Origin of the sequence: Polaromonas sp. (assembly GCF_010365105.1) — a bacterium.
In the GTDB taxonomy this organism is placed as follows: domain Bacteria; phylum Pseudomonadota; class Gammaproteobacteria; order Burkholderiales; family Burkholderiaceae_C; genus Polaromonas.
The window spans coordinates 37,751-56,301 of the sequence record NZ_JAAFGZ010000014.1 but is presented as its reverse complement, the minus strand read 5'-3'; the positions used below and the strand labels follow the sequence as shown (position 1 = coordinate 56,301).

General features: G+C 57.0%; 18 protein-coding genes and 1 riboswitch. Of the genes, 13 read left to right on the top strand and 5 right to left on the bottom strand.

Annotated features, from left to right (window positions below):
* Positions 1–225: 225 nt before the first annotated feature.
* Positions 226–1,626 carry a chromosomal replication initiator protein DnaA gene (dnaA, locus tag GZ092_RS11185; RefSeq protein ID WP_293636466.1) on the bottom strand — a complete coding sequence of 467 codons (1,401 nt, stop codon included), beginning with the start codon at positions 1,624–1,626 and terminating at the stop codon, positions 226–228.
* Positions 1,627–2,453: 827 nt separating this feature from the next.
* On the opposite strand from dnaA, the gene rpmH reads away from it, so the two are divergent.
* The 7 genes from rpmH to GZ092_RS11150 all read left to right on the top strand — a co-directional run bounded on the left by rpmH (position 2,454) and on the right by GZ092_RS11150 (position 8,160).
* Entirely contained in the window at positions 2,454–2,588 is a 135-nt protein-coding gene (rpmH, locus tag GZ092_RS11180; protein ID WP_007862708.1) for a 50S ribosomal protein L34, read from the top strand.
* A gap of 55 nt (positions 2,589–2,643) precedes the next feature.
* Positions 2,644–3,054, top strand: coding sequence for a ribonuclease P protein component (locus tag GZ092_RS11175; protein WP_293636465.1), 411 nt, complete (start codon positions 2,644–2,646; stop codon positions 3,052–3,054).
* On the top strand, positions 3,051–3,368 hold the full coding sequence (yidD, locus tag GZ092_RS11170; RefSeq protein ID WP_293636464.1) for a membrane protein insertion efficiency factor YidD: 318 nt from the start codon (positions 3,051–3,053) through the stop codon (positions 3,366–3,368). The genes GZ092_RS11175 and yidD overlap by 4 nt, the downstream gene beginning before the upstream one ends.
* A complete protein-coding gene (yidC, locus tag GZ092_RS11165; protein ID WP_293636463.1) occupies positions 3,365–5,074 on the top strand; it encodes a membrane protein insertase YidC in 1,710 nt (569 codons plus the stop codon). Before yidD ends, yidC begins: the two co-directional genes overlap by 4 nt.
* 40 nt (positions 5,075–5,114) lie before the next feature.
* The gene (gene mnmE / locus GZ092_RS11160) at positions 5,115–6,551 is read left to right on the top strand and encodes a tRNA uridine-5-carboxymethylaminomethyl(34) synthesis GTPase MnmE (RefSeq protein ID WP_293636462.1); all 1,437 of its coding nucleotides are present in this window, start codon (positions 5,115–5,117) and stop codon (positions 6,549–6,551) included.
* Between the two features lie 152 nt (positions 6,552–6,703).
* The gene (locus tag GZ092_RS11155; protein WP_293636461.1) at positions 6,704–7,195 is read left to right on the top strand and encodes a cyclic nucleotide-binding domain-containing protein; all 492 of its coding nucleotides are present in this window, start codon (positions 6,704–6,706) and stop codon (positions 7,193–7,195) included.
* A 140-nt stretch (positions 7,196–7,335) separates the two neighbouring features.
* Complete coding sequence (locus tag GZ092_RS11150) at positions 7,336–8,160, top strand: hypothetical protein (protein WP_293636460.1); 825 nt, start codon at positions 7,336–7,338, stop codon at positions 8,158–8,160.
* Between the two features lie 146 nt (positions 8,161–8,306).
* Here the strand turns inward: GZ092_RS11150 and GZ092_RS11145 are convergent, their stop codons facing one another.
* Positions 8,307–8,852, bottom strand: a complete 546-nt coding sequence (locus GZ092_RS11145) for a histidine phosphatase family protein (RefSeq protein WP_293636459.1) — start codon at positions 8,850–8,852, stop codon at positions 8,307–8,309.
* 14 nt (positions 8,853–8,866) lie between these two features.
* Entirely contained in the window at positions 8,867–10,852 is a 1,986-nt protein-coding gene (locus GZ092_RS11140) for a monovalent cation:proton antiporter family protein (protein ID WP_293636458.1), read from the bottom strand.
* Between the two features lie 92 nt (positions 10,853–10,944).
* On the opposite strand from GZ092_RS11140, the gene GZ092_RS11135 reads away from it, so the two are divergent.
* From GZ092_RS11135 to lptC, 3 genes are all read left to right on the top strand, one after another.
* Positions 10,945–11,937 (top strand): KpsF/GutQ family sugar-phosphate isomerase, encoded by a 993-nt coding sequence (locus tag GZ092_RS11135; RefSeq protein ID WP_293636457.1) that lies wholly within the window; start codon positions 10,945–10,947, stop codon positions 11,935–11,937.
* 1 nt (position 11,938) lies between these two features.
* Positions 11,939–12,556, top strand: coding sequence for an HAD hydrolase family protein (locus GZ092_RS11130; protein ID WP_293636456.1), 618 nt, complete (start codon positions 11,939–11,941; stop codon positions 12,554–12,556).
* 95 nt (positions 12,557–12,651) lie between these two features.
* Positions 12,652–13,260, top strand: coding sequence for an LPS export ABC transporter periplasmic protein LptC (gene lptC / locus GZ092_RS11125; protein ID WP_293636455.1), 609 nt, complete (start codon positions 12,652–12,654; stop codon positions 13,258–13,260).
* A 327-nt stretch (positions 13,261–13,587) separates the two neighbouring features.
* Here the strand turns inward: lptC and GZ092_RS11120 are convergent, their stop codons facing one another.
* Positions 13,588–14,052, bottom strand: a complete 465-nt coding sequence (locus tag GZ092_RS11120; protein ID WP_293636454.1) for an RNA-binding protein — start codon at positions 14,050–14,052, stop codon at positions 13,588–13,590.
* Between the two features lie 320 nt (positions 14,053–14,372).
* Positions 14,373–15,575 (bottom strand): ammonium transporter, encoded by a 1,203-nt coding sequence (locus tag GZ092_RS11115; protein WP_293636453.1) that lies wholly within the window; start codon positions 15,573–15,575, stop codon positions 14,373–14,375.
* 172 nt (positions 15,576–15,747) lie between these two features.
* Positions 15,748–15,898, top strand: a riboswitch (yybP-ykoY riboswitch).
* 59 nt (positions 15,899–15,957) lie between these two features.
* On the opposite strand from GZ092_RS11115, the gene GZ092_RS11110 reads away from it, so the two are divergent.
* The 3 genes from GZ092_RS11110 (at position 15,958) to metW (ending at position 18,542) form a co-directional block, all read left to right on the top strand.
* Positions 15,958–16,524: a TMEM165/GDT1 family protein gene (locus tag GZ092_RS11110; protein ID WP_293636452.1), complete on the top strand. Its 567-nt coding sequence runs from the start codon at positions 15,958–15,960 to the stop codon at positions 16,522–16,524.
* A 147-nt stretch (positions 16,525–16,671) separates the two neighbouring features.
* Positions 16,672–17,937: a homoserine O-acetyltransferase gene (locus GZ092_RS11105; RefSeq protein ID WP_293636451.1), complete on the top strand. Its 1,266-nt coding sequence runs from the start codon at positions 16,672–16,674 to the stop codon at positions 17,935–17,937.
* The gene (gene metW / locus GZ092_RS11100; protein ID WP_293636450.1) at positions 17,934–18,542 is read left to right on the top strand and encodes a methionine biosynthesis protein MetW; all 609 of its coding nucleotides are present in this window, start codon (positions 17,934–17,936) and stop codon (positions 18,540–18,542) included. Before GZ092_RS11105 ends, metW begins: the two co-directional genes overlap by 4 nt.
* The last annotated feature ends 9 nt before the right edge of the window (positions 18,543–18,551 follow it).

The following is an 18,551-nucleotide window of genomic DNA, read 5'->3' as shown; positions in this document are numbered from 1 at the left end:
GTCTTTAATTCTTTAATTCAAATTAGTAGCAGTAGTAAGGGCGGCGCCTTTCTGTGGACAGCGTCATTATTCCCTTTCCAATCAGGCACTTGGCGGTTGTTTAACCATGTGTTGCAGCACCATGCGGGCTGCTTGTCAAACATGAACAACTTTCGATTGTCATCTGCTCCTGTGGACAAGTCGTGACTTGTTCAAAACTTGTCCACAGCTTTAAAATTTCTGGTTTCAGCCCTTGAGTGTTTGCTCCAGCACATGGAGCTGCTGGTTGAGTTCGGTCATCAGCTGGCGTTCGGCAGCCATCTTGCGTACCGCATGCAGCACGGTGGTGTGGTCGCGCCCGCCAAACAGCTCGCCAATTTCGGGCAGACTCTTTTGCGTCAGTTCCTTGGCCAGGTACATGGCGATCTGGCGCGGCCGGGCAATGCTGGCGGGGCGCTTCTTGGAATACATGTCGGCGACCTTGATCTTGTAGTAATCGGCCACCGTTTTCTGGATGTTTTCCACCGAAATCTGACGGTTCTGGATCGACAGCAGGTCGCGCAGCGCTTCCCGGGCCAACTGGATCGAGATTTCCTTGTGGTTGAACCGTGAGTAAGCCAGGATCTTGCGCAGCGCGCCTTCGAGTTCGCGCACGTTGGAACGAACATTCTTGGCGACGAAAAAGGCTACTTCTTCCGGCATCACCGCTCCTTCGACGTCGGCCTTGCGGATCAGGATGGCGACGCGCATTTCCAGTTCGGGCGGCTCGATGGCCACCGTCAGGCCGGAGTCGAAACGCGACACCAGACGCTCATGGATGTCGGTCAGTCCCTTGGGATAGGTGTCGCTGGTCATCACGATGTGTGACTTTTTCGTCAGCAGCGCCTCAAAAGCATTGAAGAATTCTTCCTGGGTGCGGTCTTTGTTGGCCAGAAACTGCACATCGTCGATCAGCAGCAGATCGAGCGAGTGGTAGCGCTCCTTGAACTCGTCAAAGGTTTTGCGCTGGTAAGCCTTCACCACGTCCGAGACAAACTGCTCGGCATGGATGTACAACACCTTGGCTGACGGGTTGTCTGCCATCAGCTTGTTGCCGATGGCGTGCATCAGATGGGTTTTTCCCAGGCCGACGCCGCCATAGATGAACAAGGGGTTGTAGAGCTGGCCCAGACTGCTGGCCACATGCAGCGCCGCAGCCCGGCCCATGCGGTTGGCCGTGCCTTCGATCAGCGTATCGAACGTCAGGGCGGAATTGAGCCGGTTCTTGAAAGCCGAGCCAGCGGCATCTTCGGCCGCTGCGACAGTGGAGGCCTGTTCGGGAATGCCTGCGGCACTGTCGAATTTTCGGACCAGCGGCTCTGACCTGGTGGCTGCCTCCCGAGGCGCGAGTGCCAGCTCGATCGGGATTCGCTGACCAGAAACCAGCTCGAGCAGCGCTGCAATCCGTGCTGCATACTGCGCCCGGACCCAATCAAGCTTGAACCTGTTGCCGACCTGGACAGTCGCTTTGGACAGGTCGGCCGCAATGACAACCACCAGCGGCCGTATCCAGGTATTGAACTGCTGCTCAGGCAACTCCTGGGCAAGATGGTCAACGCAGAGTTGCCACAAATCGTCGGTATGACCCGACACGGACACTTCGCTCATGACAATTTTTGTCCTGCAAGCCGGTGCAAAGCAGCCGTCCGCTGCTTGTGGATATTGTTAATTTTGAACACCCGCAATTGTAGTCGGGGTGGCCGGTTATCCACAAATCAGGGATTTTTTTAAAACGTGTCCGCGCTTCCTTAACCTGGCCTGGACAACTGATTTTGTGCGCAGCTCATTAAATTTGTATGACTTATCCGTCGGTACGAAGTCTGTAACGACAGGCGCAGGCCAAACCCTGGGGATAACTTTTTAGCAACCCATGACTTATCCACAGGCATTGGCCGAAACCAAAAGTTGTTCATTTCGCACAACCCATATTCACGGGGCCTTGCCACATGGTTAAACAAGCGCCAAGTTATTGATTGGAAAGGGAATAAGGGGACTGTCCACAGAAAAGCGCTCCCCTTACTACTGCTACTAATTTGAATTAAAGAATTGAAGATAAAGACAGGAGAAAATCTGCGCTGAAAAACTGGCCCGGTGGCTCGATCTATCTCGTCTTTTTCGGGTGTGAAATCGCAGGGTCCAAGGTCTATATTTCAGGCTTTCCTGACTGTCCAGCTGTTTGGCTGGTTGCCAGCTTCAAGAAATCTGTGATAATCACGGGTTTTCCCGATTCGTAGCGGCTTGAGGCTGCCTGCGCAGCTTTGTGTGTGGGTTCGTTCTGAATTCACCTTTCAGGGTGGAGCAGATGTGTTGCCGGTTGTTGAAACTTGCCAGATTGGCCGTGGTTTCGTACAGCCACCAAGATCATTCGAATCGCCAAATAAAGCTTTACAGCTGACAGCCCAGTAACAAGCCCGTTAGGGCCACCAGGATTTATCATGAAACGCACATACCAACCTTCCAAAGTCAAGCGCGCCCGTACCCACGGTTTCCTGACACGCATGAAAACCCGCGGCGGTCGCGCCGTGATTGCTGCCCGTCGTGCCAAAGGCCGTAAACGCCTGGCTGTCTAAGCTGGTTTTTTGCGGGCAATTGGAATTTATGCGCTTGAACTGATGCCTGGCGTCCGTGCAGCGGCTTAAAACCCGTGCGCAGTTCCAAGCCGTCATGGCCGGAACCATCATTGCAAAAACACAGCACTTTGCCCTGCACCGGAGTTGGCTTGATTCCAGGCGCCCGGTATCAAAAAACGCCGAACTGGTCGAGCCTGACAAATTGTTTAGACAGCAGGACATCTGGATCGGTGCGATGGTTCCCAAACGCTGGGCCAAACGGGCTGTGACGCGCAACGCCATCAAAAGACAAATTTACACGGTGAGTGCTGATTTTTCTCAGTCATACCCGCAGGCTGCATTCGTGGTTCGCCTGCGCAGCGGCTTTGTCCGAACGGAATTTACGAGTGCCGTCTCAAATCAACTCAAGCTGGCAGTTCGCCACGAAATTCAATCCCTGATGCAAGCTGGAGCCAAGGCAGCATGAGACGTATTTTGATCCCCTTGGTACACCTTCCACAAAAGGCCTTGATGGGGATGGTCACGGCTTACCGCCTGCTGATCAGCCCTTCGCTGGGTTCGAACTGTCGTTTTGAGCCCAGTTGTTCGGCTTACTCTTTGCAGGCATTGAGCCAGCATGGTGCGGTAACAGGCAGCTACCTGACATTGCGCCGCCTGGTGCGCTGCCATCCCTGGTGCGATGGAGGGCATGATCCAGTGCCGCCGCCTCAATCTGCCTCTTTTTTCAGCCGCCTGCTCACGCCTGCGGCTCTCAATTCTTCTAAAAAGACGCCGTCATGAATGACATCCGCCGCACCATCTTGTGGGTGATTTTTGGTTTTTCCATGGTTTTGTTGTGGGACCAGTGGCAGGTCGCTCATGGCAACAAAGCCACTTTTTTTCCGTCCAGTACCCAGACGGCTAAATCGACTGTCGCTGCTGCGCCAGCGTCTGCTGGCAGCGCTGCTGTGCCGTCGCCTGCTGCCAGCGCAGCGCCTGGTTCTCCGGCTGCCGTGCCTTCGGGAGCGCCTTCGGTTGCACCGTCTGCCGCCAGGGAGCGCCTGGTCATCAATACCGATGTGCTCTCCCTTACGTTCGACAGCGAAGGCGGAAGCCTGGTTCACTCGGCGTTCATCAAATACAAGGACATGACCCACAAGGAACAGGGCTTTGTGCTGCTTGATGAAAGCGCGAACCGTGTTTACGTGGCGCAGACCGGTCTGATTGCCGGCAGCAACGGTGGCACCTTCCCCACCCACAAGACGCCAATGACTTTGCTGCCAGACGAGCGCACATTCAAGGACGGGCAAAACGAGTTGCAGGTCCGGTTTGAATCCACCGACCAGGGCGGCGTAAAACTGCTCAAGACATACACCATCAAACGTGGCGCTTATGACCTGGCCGTGCGCCATGAGGTGATTAACACCGGCAGCGCGTCAGTTACTCCGCAGCTTTACCTGCAACTGGTACGAGACGGCAACAAGCCGCCTGGCGAATCGTCGTTCTACTCGACCTTCACCGGCCCGGCGATCTACACGGAAGCCAAGAAGTACCAGAAAGTCGAATTCAAGAAAATCGAAGACAACTCGGTGGATGTCGAAAAGCAAGCGACCAACGGCTACGTGGCGATGGTGCAGCATTACTTTGCCTCGGCCTGGATATTGCCCGATGGCCTGAAACGCGACCTGTTTTTACGCAAGGTGGACACCAATCTTTACGCTGTTGGCATGATCACGCCGCTGGATCCGATTGCCCCTGGCGCGACCAAAGCCATCGACGCGAAGTTTTTCGTCGGCCCGCAGGAAGAGAAAGTGCTTGAAGCCCTGGCTCCTGGACTGGAACTGGTGAAAGACTATGGGTGGCTCACCATTCTGGCCAAGCCCTTGTACTGGCTGCTCGACAAACTGCACAGTCTCATCCAGAACTGGGGCTGGTCGATCGTAGCCTTGGTGCTGTTGCTGAAAATTGCCTTTTACTGGTTGAATGCCAAGGCCTATGCCAGCATGGCCAAGATGAAGGCAATCAACCCGAAGATCACGGAAATGCGTGAGCGTCTCAAAGACAAGCCGCAGGAAATGCAGCAGGCGATGATGAAAATCTACCGTGAGGAAAAGGTCAATCCCATGGGTGGTTGCTTTCCCATCATGATCCAGATTCCGGTATTTATTGCGTTGTACTGGGTGCTGCTGTCCAGCGTCGAGATGCGTGGTGCACCATGGATATTGTGGATCAGGGACTTGTCGTCGCCTGACCCTTATTACATTTTGCCCGTCGTGATGGCCTTGACCACCATGTTGCAGACGGCACTCAACCCCGCGCCGCCTGATCCGATGCAGGCCAAGCTGATGTGGTTCATGCCGCTGATCTTCAGTGTGATGTTCTTCTTCTTCCCCGCGGGTCTGGTGCTGTACTGGATCACCAACAACATTCTGTCGATCACCCAGCAGTGGGTCATCAATACCCGGATGGGTGTTCCGCCGCAGTTCAACCTGCCGAAATTCAAATAATAAAAAGGGCCGCTCAGCGGCCCTTTACCATTGAGGCGTCATGCTGGCCCGCCATCACCATCCCATTGTTGCGATTGCCACCGCGCCGGGTCGCGGCGCCGTCGGAATTATCCGTATTTCAGGCCAGCGCATTGCTCCGGTGGTTCAGGCACTGTGTGGCCGCACACTTTCTCCACGCCAGGCAACGTACCTGGCTTTCCGGGATGCAGGTGGGCAGGTCATTGACAAGGGCCTGGCGATTTTTTTCCCTGCACCGCATTCTTTTACCGGTGAAGACGTGCTCGAACTGCAGGCGCATGGTGGCCCGGTCGTCCTGCAGTTGTTGCTGGCGCAGTGCCTTGAAGCAGCAGCTGCGACCGATCCGGTGACTGGTCAGCCGCTGTTGGAGGCGTTGCGTGTGGCCGAGCCTGGCGAATTCTCCGAGCGGGCTTTTCTCAATGACAAGATTGACCTGGCTCAAGCCGAAGCCATTGCCGATCTGATTGATGCAAGCACCGAAACAGCCGCACGGTCCGCAGCGCGCTCGATGTCAGGCGAATTCTCTCAGGCTATCGATTTGTTGCTGCAGCAGCTGATCCATTTGCGTATGTTGGTTGAAGCTACGCTCGATTTTCCTGAGGAAGACATTGATTTCCTGCAGCAGGCCGACGCACACGGCCAGTTGATGCGCCTCCTGGAGACGTTGGACAGCGTCATGCAGCGCGCCACCCAAGGCGCGATTTTGCGCGAAGGCATCAAGGTCGTGATTGCCGGACAGCCTAATGTTGGAAAAAGTTCGCTGCTCAATGCGCTGGCTGGGGTTGAACTGGCCATCGTCACCCCGGTAGCCGGCACCACTCGCGACAAGGTGTCTCAATTGATCCAGATCGAAGGCGTGCCGCTGCACGTGGTGGACACGGCCGGCTTGCGCGAGGCGCTCGATGAAGTTGAAAAAATCGGCATTCAGCGGGCATGGACCGAAATCGAAAGTGCCGATGCCGTGTTGTTCCTGCACGACCTGACTCGGAAAAATAGCGGTGAAAGCATTGACGGTGCTATTGATTACGTAGCTGAAGAAGTCCGCCTGGAAAGCGCATTGGCTATAAAACTTCCAAAAAATACACCAATTATTGATGTGTGGAACAAATCCGACATGGCCAGCCCGGAAGTCTTGCGTCAGGTGAACGGCGGCGTTTTGATTTCTGCCAAGACCGGGGTGGGCCTTCAGACCCTGCGATCACAGTTGCTGAAGGTCGTGGGCTGGCAGGCTGTGCCTGAAGGGGTTTTCATGGCGCGTGAACGTCATGTCAGCGCATTGCGCAAGGTACGCCTGCAGTTGATGACCGCCCAGGAACAGTTGGCCACCGTGGTGCCCGCACTCGACCTGCTGGCCGAAGATTTGCGACAGGCCCAGTTGCATCTGAGTTCGATCACGGGCGCATTCACTGCCGACGATTTGCTGGGCGAAATTTTTTCCAAATTCTGCATTGGAAAATAACGAAAATTTTTTGAAAAACAAAGGATGCCAAGAACGTCTTTTTCTGTTTCTACCCTGTTTTTTTTCAAAAAATAAAAATTTTAACGTATCAAAAGTAAGTGGAAGTTTAATTAACACATGGGACATGGGGGCAAATGTATCTTTGCAACACCATGAACGCACAACTTCCCGGCGCTATCCGTTTTGATGTCCAGACCCTGGTCCAAGTCATCCAGAACTGTGAGGCGAGCGACGCTTTGCGCTGTCAGCTCAGCTTGCCACACTGGACGACGCTGGCCTCGTTCATGCATCCTTTTCCCCTGAACAAGGGGCAGGTCCTGATGGAGCAGGGTGCTCGGGACGCCACGCTCTATTTCATTGAAAGCGGCGCCTTGAGTGCCCATTGCGAGGACGAAAATGCAAAAGTCCACACGGCTCTGGTCGGCGCAGGCACCGTGCTGGGCGAAGGTTCATTTTTTTCAAACCAGCCGCGCAGGGCGACAGTCTATGCATCGAGTCCGTGCAGGATGTGGTGTCTTACCCCGCTGCGTTTCAAGGAACTGGCCCGTCATCACAGTTCCATTGCGCTTGAACTGACTTTGGCAATGGGATCAGTCATGGCCAAACGCCTGTGTATTCCTCCCAAGCGGGCCGCGGTAACCTGATTCCACTTCGAAATCAATACGATATGTCGTTGCTTCGCCTTGGTCGTTGCAGACTGTTCTCCGGCTTCGCTCCTAAGCTCGGATTGATTTGGAAACGAAACGACATAAAACACGCACCAGGTTTTTTATGAAAATATTTTGTGTGGTTAAAACATGGTAAAAAGTGCGCATCAGTTGATACAAATTTAACGTCAATGCATTGTTCGGCAGGCGTTGATTTGGTCAGCACCCAGTCGCCTGGTTTCGGCGCTTTTTCCCACCTGAAGCTGAACTCCATGTTTTTTTCACGCTGGTTTTTTGCCAAGTCCCATGTCAGCAAACCGCAGTTGTCAAAACGCGAAAAGCCGTCGTTCTCAAACCTCCAGAAAGCTGCGCCCAACGAGGCCGGGCATGGACGTCAAACCGAATTAAAAATTCAGGCAAGCCGGGAAGCGGTGTACGAGGCGATTCGCGAAGTCATGACCCGCTCCGCAATCTTGTCCGCCAGTTATAAGTTCAAGGTTCTTTCACTTGACCGGCTGGGCAGCAGCTACCTCGCGATGATTGACCTGTCCAGTATCACCAGCGATGCGGTTCTTCGTCCGGCTCAAATGGAAACCCAGATTATTCAGCGGGCGCTGACAGCTCACCAGATCACCGTTTCTGCGGTCTACTGGCGGCTCAACGAGACGGCTGCGGTGAACAAGGTGCCCCCATTTCCCACCCATGCCGAAACCGCAATGCCAGGCCAAGCTGTCAACCAAAAACTGCCGACCCGGTACCCCGTTCAGGCAGAAAAGGTTGAAACTTTCCAGAATGCCATGCTTGACGCGACGGCAGACGGCTCACCGCTTCCATCTGTAAAAAAGTTGTCATCCAGAAGCGGCCTCCGCTCTTCAAACCATTTGCGGGATTTTGATGACACCGAAGCCACACCTTCGGTTTCATACGCGGCGCTCAGCACGACCCAGTATGGCGATTTGTGATGAGCAGGCAATAGGTAGGCGATTCTGGCGTCGGTGCCTATTCCTAACGAAAAGCCCACCGGAAAGAAATCAGTCAGGCGGCATGTGAAGACAGTTGTGCGGAAAATGTCCGTGGCGCAATGGACGGTCTGCAGGGCGCTGAAATCTTAAGCAAAAATACTTCGGCCAACGACAGTACCCGTGAGGTCAAGCACAAGCGCTTCACCCATCGCCATGCCTTCCCCGGTGAGTGCGGTCATGTTGACCTGGTGCGTGACCCACACTTCAAACGTGCCTGAGGGCATGTTTTTCAATGCAGCGCGCAACTGCGCTGTCTGGGCATCTCTGGTGCGCGATTCAACAAAAAATGAATTGAGCGCCGGCCACACCTTGTGACGGCCAAACGCCAGTTCAGCGGTGTCCTTGCAGCGGCACCAGGCACTGGACTGGACCACTCTGGGTTCCAGACCACGCGATTTGAACCATTGCCCGATACGTCCGGCTTGGGCGCGTCCTTCAGTGCTGAGATTGCGCTGGGTGCTGCACCGGTCCAGTCGAAAGCCTGGAGGGTCGCCAATGCCTGGATCGGTTTGCGCATGGCGCAAAAGCACCACGCAGGCGCCAGCGCGCAATCGCGCCCCCAGCGCATCGGGTTGCGCATGCGCCAGCCAGGGAACGGCCAGAAAGGTGCCGGTAAATTGTCTTCTGTTCATGCCGATGTGAATCGCTAGCCGTCCAAAAGTTTCTGTTCTGCCAGTGCCAGCGCTTCCGGTTTACCGGAAAGGACAAGGGTGTCGCCACCCTCCAGGCTGATGTTGTCAAGCGGCTTGAGCGTTTTTCCGTTGTTTCGCCTCAGGCTGACAACGCGCACATCGACCATCTGCAGTGCCATGTCGCCGAGTGTCTGGCCAACCGAACTGAGACCTGGAACCAGGGTCACCGTGGAAAGACGTTCCTGCTCCAACTCGTCCGCCGTGTCGTCGTCAGCACCGCGAAAATAACCACGCAGCAGGTTGTAGCGTTCGTCGCGCTGGTCCTGCACCACGCGGATCACGCGGCGCATGGGCACGCCCACCAGCGCCAGCGCATGGCTGGCCAGCATCAGGCTGCCTTCAATTGCCTCCGGAACGACTTCCGTTGCACCGCCTGCCTTGAGTTTTTCCAGGTCGCGGTCATCCACGGTGCGCACAATGATCGGCACCGTGGGCGCATGCGTGCGTGCGTTGGCCAGCACTTTCAATGCGCTGGCCGTGTCCAGATAGGTCACCACCACGGCGCTGGCCCGCACCAGCCCGGCCGCGATCAACGCCTGCAAACGAACCGCATCGCCAAACACCACCGAACTGCCTGCGGCGGCCGCTTGCCGCACCCGGTCAGGGTCCAGATCCAGCGCAATATACGGAATTCCTTCGCGTTCCAGCATGCGGCCCAGGTTCTGGCCGCAACGCCCGTAGCCGCAAATGATCACGTGCTTGTTGGCGCTCATGGATTTGCTGGCAATCGTGGTCATCTGAAGCGACTGCTGCAGCCATTCGCTTGACACCAGCTTCATCACGATGCGGTTGGCGTAGAGGATGATGAAGGGCGTGGCAAGCATCGACAGCACCATGCTGGCCAGGACGGGATTCATCAAGGCAGGCGGAATGAGCTTGCTGCCTTGTGCCAGCGACAGCAAGACAAAACCAAACTCACCGGCTTGTGCCAGGTACAGGCCGGTACGAAGCGATACGCCGTCGGTGGCACCCAGAACACGCGCCAGCACCGTGACCAGGATGAGCTTGAACACGACTGGCAGCGTCAACAGCATCAGCACCAATGCCCAATGGTCAACGACCTGGTGCCAGTCCAGCATCATGCCCACGCTGATGAAAAAAAGGCCCAGCAATACATCGTGAAAAGGCCGGATGTCGGTTTCGACCTGGTGCTTGTACTGGGTTTCGGAAATCAGCATGCCTGCGATAAAGGCGCCCAGTGCCAGGCTCAGTCCAGCGAGTTCGGTCAGCCATGCCAGCGCCAGCGTCACCAGGAGCAGATTGAGTACGAACAACTCTTCACTCTTGCGCCGCGCCACGATCGTGAGCCACCAGCGCATGAGGTGTTGCCCGCCCGTCAGCAGCAGGCCCAGCAGTACCGCAGCCTTCAACGCGGCAATGCCCAGGCTCATGAACAGTTCGTCGGCAGGTGAACCGAGTGCAGGAATCAGCACCAGTAGCGGTACCACGGCCAAATCCTGGAAAAGCAGGACGCCCATCACCCGCTTGCCATGCTCGGACGCCATTTCCAGTCGCTCGGCCAGTAGTTTGACCACGATGGCGGTGCTGCTCATGGCCATGGCGCCCGATAGCGACAACGCGGTTTGCCACTGCATGGTCCAGAGCGTTGGCGCCAAGACCGCCAAAAATACGGAGCCCAGGGTGACCAGCAGCATCGTGAGCGCCACCTGAAGCAGGCCGAGGCCAAACACATGGCGACGCATTGATCTCAATTTGGGCAGGTTGAATTCCAGCCCGATCACGAACATCAGAAACACAACGCCGAATTCACCCAGATGGCGCACGCCTTCGGAGTTCTGCGACAAGGCCAGCGCATGCGGACCAATCACCACGCCGACAGCCAGGTAGCCCAACATGGGCGGCAATTTGAACGAGCGGCAAATGACCACCCCCAGCACGGCGGCCAGCAGGTACAAAAGGGTCAGTTCAAGCGCACTCATTGGCTGATGGTAGCTGAAGGATATTGCGTGGCTGGTCCGTCTGAGGGGCCTTTTGGCATGGCTGTCGGTACAGGCATCGATAGAATGCAGCCATGAATTTTGATGCTGCGACTATTGATACCGGACAGGTTTTGAACCTGGCCAGGAAAACGTTCGAAATTGAAGCCGCTGCCGTGCTGGACCTGGCCAGCCGGATTGGAGATGAGTTTGTTCAGGCGGTTGGGTTGATGGGGGCCTGCCCTGGCCGCGTGGTCGTCATGGGCATGGGAAAAAGCGGTCATATCGGGCGAAAGATTGCTGCCACGCTGGCGTCCACTGGTACAGCCGCCTTGTTTGTACATCCGGCCGAAGCCAGCCATGGCGATCTTGGGATGATCCAGGCCAGCGACGTGGTACTGGCCATTTCCAACAGCGGCGAAAGCGAAGAACTGGTCGCGATTCTTCCCGTATTGGGCCGCTTGGGCGTGGCGCTTGTTGCCATGACTGGCGGCCGGGAATCCACGCTGGCAAGACAGGCCCTTATCACGCTCGACACAAGCGTTGCCAGGGAAGCCTGCCCGTTGAATCTCGCGCCTACAGCCAGCACCACGGCGCAGCTCGCCATGGGCGATGCGCTGGCCGTGGCGCTGCTCGATGCGCGCGGCTTTCGGGAAGAAGATTTTGCCCGCTCACACCCTGGCGGTGCGCTGGGCCGCAAGTTGCTGACCCATGTGAGCGACGTGATGCGCAGCGGCAGCGCTGTTCCCCAGGTCCTTGCCGAAACCTCGTTTACCGAACTCATGCGCGAGATGAGCGCCAAGGGATTGGGCGCTGCGGCTGTCGTGGACAGCCGCCATCAGGTCCTGGGAATTTTTACAGATGGCGACTTGCGCCGGCTGGTCGAAAAGGGCGCGGACTTGCGAAGTCTCATTGCTGCTGACGTGATGCATGTCGATCCGCGTACTGTAAGCAAAAGCGCACTTGCGGTGGAAGCCGTGGCGCTGATGGAACAGCACCGCATCAACAGTGTGCTGGTGGTCGATGAAACAGGAAGGCTTTGTGGCGCTCTGAGCAGCAACGACCTGATGCGTGCAAAGGTCATCTGATATGCCGGTCTCTGGTATTGCCACGTCGGATCCGTTCCTGAATTTTTCACCGGAACTTCTGCTGAAGGCCCAAGGCGTCAAGGTTGCGTTTTTCGATGTGGATGGTGTCCTGACCGATGGCGGGTTGTATTTTTCGGAGTATCCGGACGGGCATGAACACGCCCGCGAGGTGGAAGGGTTCAGGTCGTCTGGCGAAATCATCAAACGCTTCAACACACTGGACGGCCACGGACTCAAGCTGCTGCAAAAAGCCGGCATCACGCCAGTTGTCATCACGGGCCGGGACAGTGCCGTGCTGCGTGGGCGCCTGCGGGCGCTGGGAATCAAGCATTGTCACTTCGGAACCGAAGACAAGCGCCCGGCCGCCGAGCAGACCCTGAATGCCCTTGGTCTGGACTGGAATGCAGCTGCTGCGATGGGCGACGACTGGCCGGATCTGCCGGTCATGAGCCGCGCGGCATTGAGTTGCGCGCCTGCCAATGCCCAGCTGGAAGTCAGGTCACGCGCCCACCACATCACACAGGCCCGGGGAGGCCACGGGGCCGCCCGCGAATTTTGTGATTTGCTGCTGGTTGCCGGTGGCCACTATGCCGGGCTGCTGCGCGAGTACCTGGCATGACGGAAAGCTTGGAAAGCCGCACAAACCTCGGCAATGTCTTGACGCCGAGGAAAAGTGCATGGCGACGGTTTTTATCACTCTGGGACCGGACAGCCATGTACATGCCGCTTCTCATGATGGGGGCGCTGGCCTTGGGAACCTATTGGCTGGTGCGCAACACGCCAATTTTCAGCGCCCCGGAGGCCGCCAGGGAAGTGGGGCATGAAATTGATTATTTCATGCAGAATTTCACCATCAAGACCTTTGCCGAGGACGGCAAACTCAAAAGTGAAATTGCGGGAACAGAGGCCCGGCATTTTGCCGACACTGACATTCTGGAAATTGACCAGGCACGTATCCACAGCATCAATATCAACAGCCAACTCACCACATCCACTGCTAATCGGGCTTATTCAAATGGCGACGGCTCCGAGGTTCAATTGACTGGCAATGCACGGGTCGTGCGCGAAGCAAGTCGTGATGCACAAGGAAAGGAAGCACCCAGGCTGGAATTTCGCGGTGAATTTCTTCATGCTTTTTTGAATGAAGAGCGCGTCCAGTCGCATTTGCCTGTAGTCCTGATCCGGGGTGCTGACCAGTTCACCGGCAATGTTTTTAGCTACAACAACCTGGACCAGGTGGCCGTTCTCACCGGCCGCGTTCGCGGGGTCTTGATGCCGAATTCAGCAAACCGCACCCTTGCCCCTGTTTCCAAGCCCCGATGAAGCACAGGCTGCTGTCTGTAGCGTGCAAGAATTTCTCGCACAGCCCTCAGGCAGACCTGATGGCGTCAAAGTTCGAACTCTGGAATTGCCGGCTTTAAACACAGGCTCTGTATTTGGCGTCGGATGGTGAGGAAAATCGACGAATCGCATCCAGCTTTCCAGCACGGGCAGAACCACCCGGGTTTTTGCTTGTCATGGCGATGTGCGAGCTGAAATGCAAAACGGCTTCAAAACCGAAGTCTTGAAGCCGTTTCAAGCAATCTTCAGTCATAGACTGAAGAAGCTGTTTTGGCAGGCCCGTTGGCCTGTCGGGAAATAGCGCAGAGTTTAGTAGCCGCCGCGTCCACCACCGCCGCCGCCGCCGGAACGTCCGCCGCCAGCACCGCCGCCGCCGTACGGGCTACGGAAACCACCGTCGCTGCCGCCGCCGGAAGAACGGCCACCACCGCCGCCGCCGTATCCGCCGCCACCACCGCCGCCGCCAGCGCCACCACCGTAGCCGCCGCCACCGCCGCCGAAGCCGCCGGTGCGAGGAGGACGTGCCTCCATTGGACGGGCTTCGTTCACCACAACGCTGCGGCCGCCCAGAGGCTGACCGTTCATGCCGTTGATGGCTGCTTGTGCTTCAGCATCGCTGGCCATTTCGACAAAGCCAAAGCCCTTGGAGCGACCGGTGTCGCGTTCCATCATGACTTTGGCGCTGGTGACTGCGCCAAATTGACCAAAGGATTGTTGCAGGTCTTCGTCACGCACCGAGTAAGGCAGGTTGCCGACGTATAGTTTGTTGCCCATGAAGGGACTCCTCTAAAACACATAAATAAAAGCGATGGGGTCCCGAAAGCACAACAAACCTTCAATGTACCGCTGTAGCGCGCGAAACTGACCGATCACCTAACAAGTACAAACTTCAAATTTGTACCCGGATATTATGCTTCACTTCATCTACGGGACAACAGCGAAATTTCCGTTGAAATCCCCTGTCACCAAGATTTGGTAGGTAGTAACACTGAGTTTCTGAGGATTAATTTGGCGTCAAAGTTGTTTTGAATTAACCGCTGTTCTTAACAAAACAAAACGCCTGAATTGCTTGTGATTGCACTGTTTTCATAAAGTTACCAATTGACCTCATGCTCAGGCGTTGCACCAATGCGGTGAATCGAACGGTCGGCCCCTTCAAACTCTTCTTCCTGCGTCAGGCGCAGCCCCAGCGTCAACTTGAGCGTCCCATACACCACGCAGCTCATCAGCACCGCCCATGTGACGCCCAGGGTTGTTCCGATCACTTGCGCGGCAAAGCTGACGCCGCCCAAACCGCCCAAAGCCTTGCTGCCAAAAATCCCGGCGGCCAGTCCGCCCCAGGTGCCGCATACGCCGTGCAGCGGCCAGACGCCGAGCACATCGTCAATCTTCCATTTGTTCTGCGTCAGCGTGAACATCACGACAAAGACAGCGCCAGCGACAGCGCCCACCACCAGCGCGCCCAGCGGATGCATCACGTCAGAGCCTGCGCACACCGCCACCAGTCCTGCCAATGGGCCGTTGTGCACAAAACCCGGGTCGTTCTTGCCAAAAGCCAGCGCAGCCAATGTGCCGCCGACCATGGCCATCAGTGAGTTCACCGCGACCAGGCCGGATATCTTGTCTAGCGTTTGTGCACTCATCACGTTAAAACCGAACCAGCCGACGATCAAAATCCATGCGCCCAGCGCCAGAAAAGGAATGCTCGACGGGGGATGTGCCGACACCGCGCCATCCTTGCGATAACGATTGCTGCGGGCACCGAGCAACAGGACGGCCGGAAGCGCCAGCCAGCCGCCCATGGCGTGAACCACGATCGAGCCGGCAAAATCATGAAATTCGGCACCGGTGACCGATTGAATCCAGGCCTGCACGCCAAAGTGATGGTTCCAGGCAATGCCTTCAAAAAACGGATAAACAAATCCGACAATGACGGCTGTTGCAATCAATTGGGGATAAAAGCGTGCTCGCTCGGCAATGCCGCCTGAAATGATCGCCGGAATGGCCGCCGCGAACGTCAGTAAAAAGAAGAACCTGACCAGTTCATAGCCGTTTTTCGCCGCCAATTCTTCGGCGCCCACAAAAAAATGGGTGCCATACGCCACGCCATAGCCAACGGCAAAATAAACCACGGTGGAGACTGAAAAATCCACCAGGATTTTGACCAGCGCATTGACCTGGTTCTTTTTACGCACCGTGCCAAGTTCCAGAAATGCAAAACCGGCATGCATCGCCAGGACCATGATGCCGCCCAACAAGATGAACAAGGCATCTGTGCCCTGTTTTAGTGCTTCCATAAAGCGCTTTCGTGAGTGATATGTGATTGTTTGGTGCGTTTTCTGGCGGATGCAGAAAATTGCACCAAAATAAAGCAATAAACGCGCCAAAAAAATGACTGTTCGTGGTGCGATGCCACCAAGCACCGATGGCGGTCATGCCACGGGCATTCAAAAAGGCATCTATATAATGCCCGCTGTCATTGGGGAGTAGCCGCCCTTCTTTATTGAGAGGGGTTTGCGTCAACAGACTTGTCTGGCCTTGCAACAAGGCCAACATGGCGCAAACAGCATTTAGCCTGGCGAGACCTTTGACTGCACAGCCTCCAGAACTTTTAAAAGCTCGGGCCGGGGACGTCGTGCAGTCATTGGTTTTTTTGCACCGGTCTGAGCGGTTTATTTCATGGAAGCTTTCCTCGTCTCGACCGGTATCGTCGGCCTCGCTGAAATGGGCGACAAAACCCAGCTTCTCGCGCTGGTGCTGGCGGCAAAATTCAGAAAACCCTGGCCCATCGTTCTGGGCATCCTGGTGGCCACGATTGCCAACCATGCCATGGCCGGCGCATTGGGCGCGTGGGTGACCACCTTCCTGGGAGCGCAAACCCTGCGCTGGATACTGGGCGTCTCCTTCATCGCGATGGCGGTGTGGATGCTGATCCCGGACCAACTCGATGAGGGCGACCTTGACAAGAAGCCGCCCCGCTTCGGCGTGTTCGGCACCACGGTCTTTGTTTTTTTCCTGGCTGAAATGGGCGACAAGACGCAAATCGCCACCGTGATGCTGGCTGCTCGTTACGACGCCTATTTATGGGTGGTGGCCGGCACTACGCTGGGCATGATGCTGGCCAATGCACCGGTGGTCTGGCTCGGCAGCAAATTCATGCATCTGATCCCGTTGCGCGTGGTGCATATCGTTTCGGCACTCGTCTTTGCCGTGCTGGGCCTGATGGCACTGGTCGTGACTGTGTAGCTTGCTATACTGACAATGCGCCGATTTGCTCAGCTTGCGGGCGCGTAAAAAGTACCGCTAAAGACGACTCTGCACGAACCCGGACTCGCTTTCAGCGATGCCGGGTTTTTTTTGCTCCATCGTTTTTCTATAGTGGATTCATCAACAGTGCCTACTGCCCCCGTCCTTGTCGCCAAGCCGGAATCGATGCATTTTGCCGAGGTCTTGCCCTTGCGCAGCGGTGCGTCGATTCGCGCGTATGACCTGAGTTATGAAACCTACGGTCAGCTCAATGCCGACAAGTCGAACGCGGTGTTGATCTGCCATGCGCTCAACGCCTCGCACCATGTGGCGGGCGTTTATCTGGACGAAGCGGGTCAGGTCAAGGACAAGTCCGAGGGCTGGTGGGACACCATGATCGGGCCGGCCAAACCGCTGGACACGAACCGGTTTTTTGTCATCGGCGTGAACAATCTGGGTTCGTGCTTCGGCTCCACCGGGCCGATGCAGACCAACCCGGACACGGGCGAGGTGTATGGCGCCGATTTCCCGGTCGTCACGGTGCAGGACTGGGTCAACGCCCAGGCCCGGCTGCTTGATGCGCTGGGCATCCAGACGCTGGCCGCCGTCATGGGCGGCAGCCTCGGCGGCATGCAGGCATTGGCCTGGACGCTGCAATACCCGGAGCGTGTACGCCATGCGGTGGTGGTGGCCAGCGCACCCAACCTGACGGCTGAAAACATCGCTTTCAACGAAGTCGCGCGCCGCGCCATCGTGACCGACCCCGACTTTCATGGCGGCCACTTTTACCGGCACGGCGTGCTGCCCAAACGTGGGCTGCGCATCGCCCGCATGATCGGCCACATCACCTACCTGAGTGACGACGTGATGAACGAGAAGTTCGGTCGCCAGGTGGTAGCCCCCACGCTCCCCGCTGCGCGTGGTTCGCTGCCCCCCGAGGGGGCCGCTGCGCCTGCGGACCGGCAAAGCCGGATCCGCGGCCCTGGCTTGGACGGAATGGGTGCTGCCCTGGCCAACGTTGCGCCCTACCGCTACACCACCCAGGACGTCGAGTTCCAGATCGAAAGCTACCTGCGCTATCAGGGCGACAAGTTCGCCGAATACTTCGACGCCAATACCTATTTGCTGATCACCCGGGCGCTGGACTATTTCGACCCGGCCGGCGAATTTGGCGGCGATTTGAGTCGCGCGCTGGCGCAGGCCCGTGCCAAATTTTTGCTGGTGAGCTTCACCACCGACTGGCGCTTTTCACCGGCGCGCAGCCGGGAAATCGTCAAGGCCCTGCTCGACAACCAGATTGATGTGAGCTACGCCGAGATCGACGCGCCGCACGGCCATGATGCCTTTTTGCTCGATGACGCACGCTACATGGGCGTAGTACGCTCTTATTTTAAGAGCAAGGTGACGATATGAGCGGAACCACCCAACCCCATGGCCAGCCGTCGCCGGATCAGTTGTCGATTGCCCGGCTGGTACCCAAGGGTTCCCGCGTGCTCGATCTGGGCTGCGGCAATGGCGCGCTGCTCGACTACCTGATCCGGGAGCGCGGCTGCTCGGGCTACGGCGTCGAGATTGATGACGCCAACGTGCAGGCCTGCGTGGCGTGCGGCGTCAATGTGATCCAGTTCAACCTCGAAGACGGCCTGGCGCTGTTCGGCGACGCTTCGTTCGACGTGGTGCTGCAGATCGACACGCTGCAGCATTTGCGCAATGCCGAAGTCATGCTGCGCGAAACAGCGCGCGTCGGCCGCATCGGCGTCGTCGCCTTCCCCAATTTCGGCCACTGGCCCAACCGGCTGGCCGTGTTGCGCGGCCGCATGCCGGTGACCAGGGTGCTGCCCTACCAGTGGTACGACACGCCCAATATCCGCGTCGGAACGCTGCGGGATTTCGCCGCGCTGGCCCGACAAAACCAGTTGCAGATTCTCGATTCGTTCGGTTTGGAGGACGGCCAGGAAATCCGTTTGTGGCCGAACGCCCGCGCCAGCCGAGCGGTGTTCAAGCTGCAGCGGGCTTGAGGGCGCAGC

What these genes read in the sequence shown, in the direction of transcription:
- rpmH (WP_007862708.1), top strand. Translation starts at nt 2,454, where the DNA reads ATGAAACGCACATACCAACCTTCCAAAGTCAAGCGCGCCCGTACCCAC.
- GZ092_RS11135 (WP_293636457.1), top strand. Translation starts at nt 10,945, where the DNA reads ATGAATTTTGATGCTGCGACTATTGATACCGGACAGGTTTTGAACCTG.
- GZ092_RS11115 (WP_293636453.1), bottom strand. Translation starts at nt 15,575, where the DNA reads ATGGAAGCACTAAAACAGGGCACAGATGCCTTGTTCATCTTGTTGGGC.
- dnaA (WP_293636466.1), bottom strand. Translation starts at nt 1,626, where the DNA reads ATGAGCGAAGTGTCCGTGTCGGGTCATACCGACGATTTGTGGCAACTC.
- GZ092_RS11120 (WP_293636454.1), bottom strand. Translation starts at nt 14,052, where the DNA reads ATGGGCAACAAACTATACGTCGGCAACCTGCCTTACTCGGTGCGTGAC.
- GZ092_RS11145 (WP_293636459.1), bottom strand. Translation starts at nt 8,852, where the DNA reads ATGAACAGAAGACAATTTACCGGCACCTTTCTGGCCGTTCCCTGGCTG.
- lptC (WP_293636455.1), top strand. Translation starts at nt 12,652, where the DNA reads ATGTACATGCCGCTTCTCATGATGGGGGCGCTGGCCTTGGGAACCTAT.
- yidD (WP_293636464.1), top strand. Translation starts at nt 3,051, where the DNA reads ATGAGACGTATTTTGATCCCCTTGGTACACCTTCCACAAAAGGCCTTG.
- mnmE (WP_293636462.1), top strand. Translation starts at nt 5,115, where the DNA reads ATGCTGGCCCGCCATCACCATCCCATTGTTGCGATTGCCACCGCGCCG.
- metW (WP_293636450.1), top strand. Translation starts at nt 17,934, where the DNA reads ATGAGCGGAACCACCCAACCCCATGGCCAGCCGTCGCCGGATCAGTTG.
- GZ092_RS11130 (WP_293636456.1), top strand. Translation starts at nt 11,939, where the DNA reads ATGCCGGTCTCTGGTATTGCCACGTCGGATCCGTTCCTGAATTTTTCA.
- GZ092_RS11155 (WP_293636461.1), top strand. Translation starts at nt 6,704, where the DNA reads ATGAACGCACAACTTCCCGGCGCTATCCGTTTTGATGTCCAGACCCTG.
- GZ092_RS11110 (WP_293636452.1), top strand. Translation starts at nt 15,958, where the DNA reads ATGGAAGCTTTCCTCGTCTCGACCGGTATCGTCGGCCTCGCTGAAATG.
- yidC (WP_293636463.1), top strand. Translation starts at nt 3,365, where the DNA reads ATGAATGACATCCGCCGCACCATCTTGTGGGTGATTTTTGGTTTTTCC.
- GZ092_RS11140 (WP_293636458.1), bottom strand. Translation starts at nt 10,852, where the DNA reads ATGAGTGCGCTTGAACTGACCCTTTTGTACCTGCTGGCCGCCGTGCTG.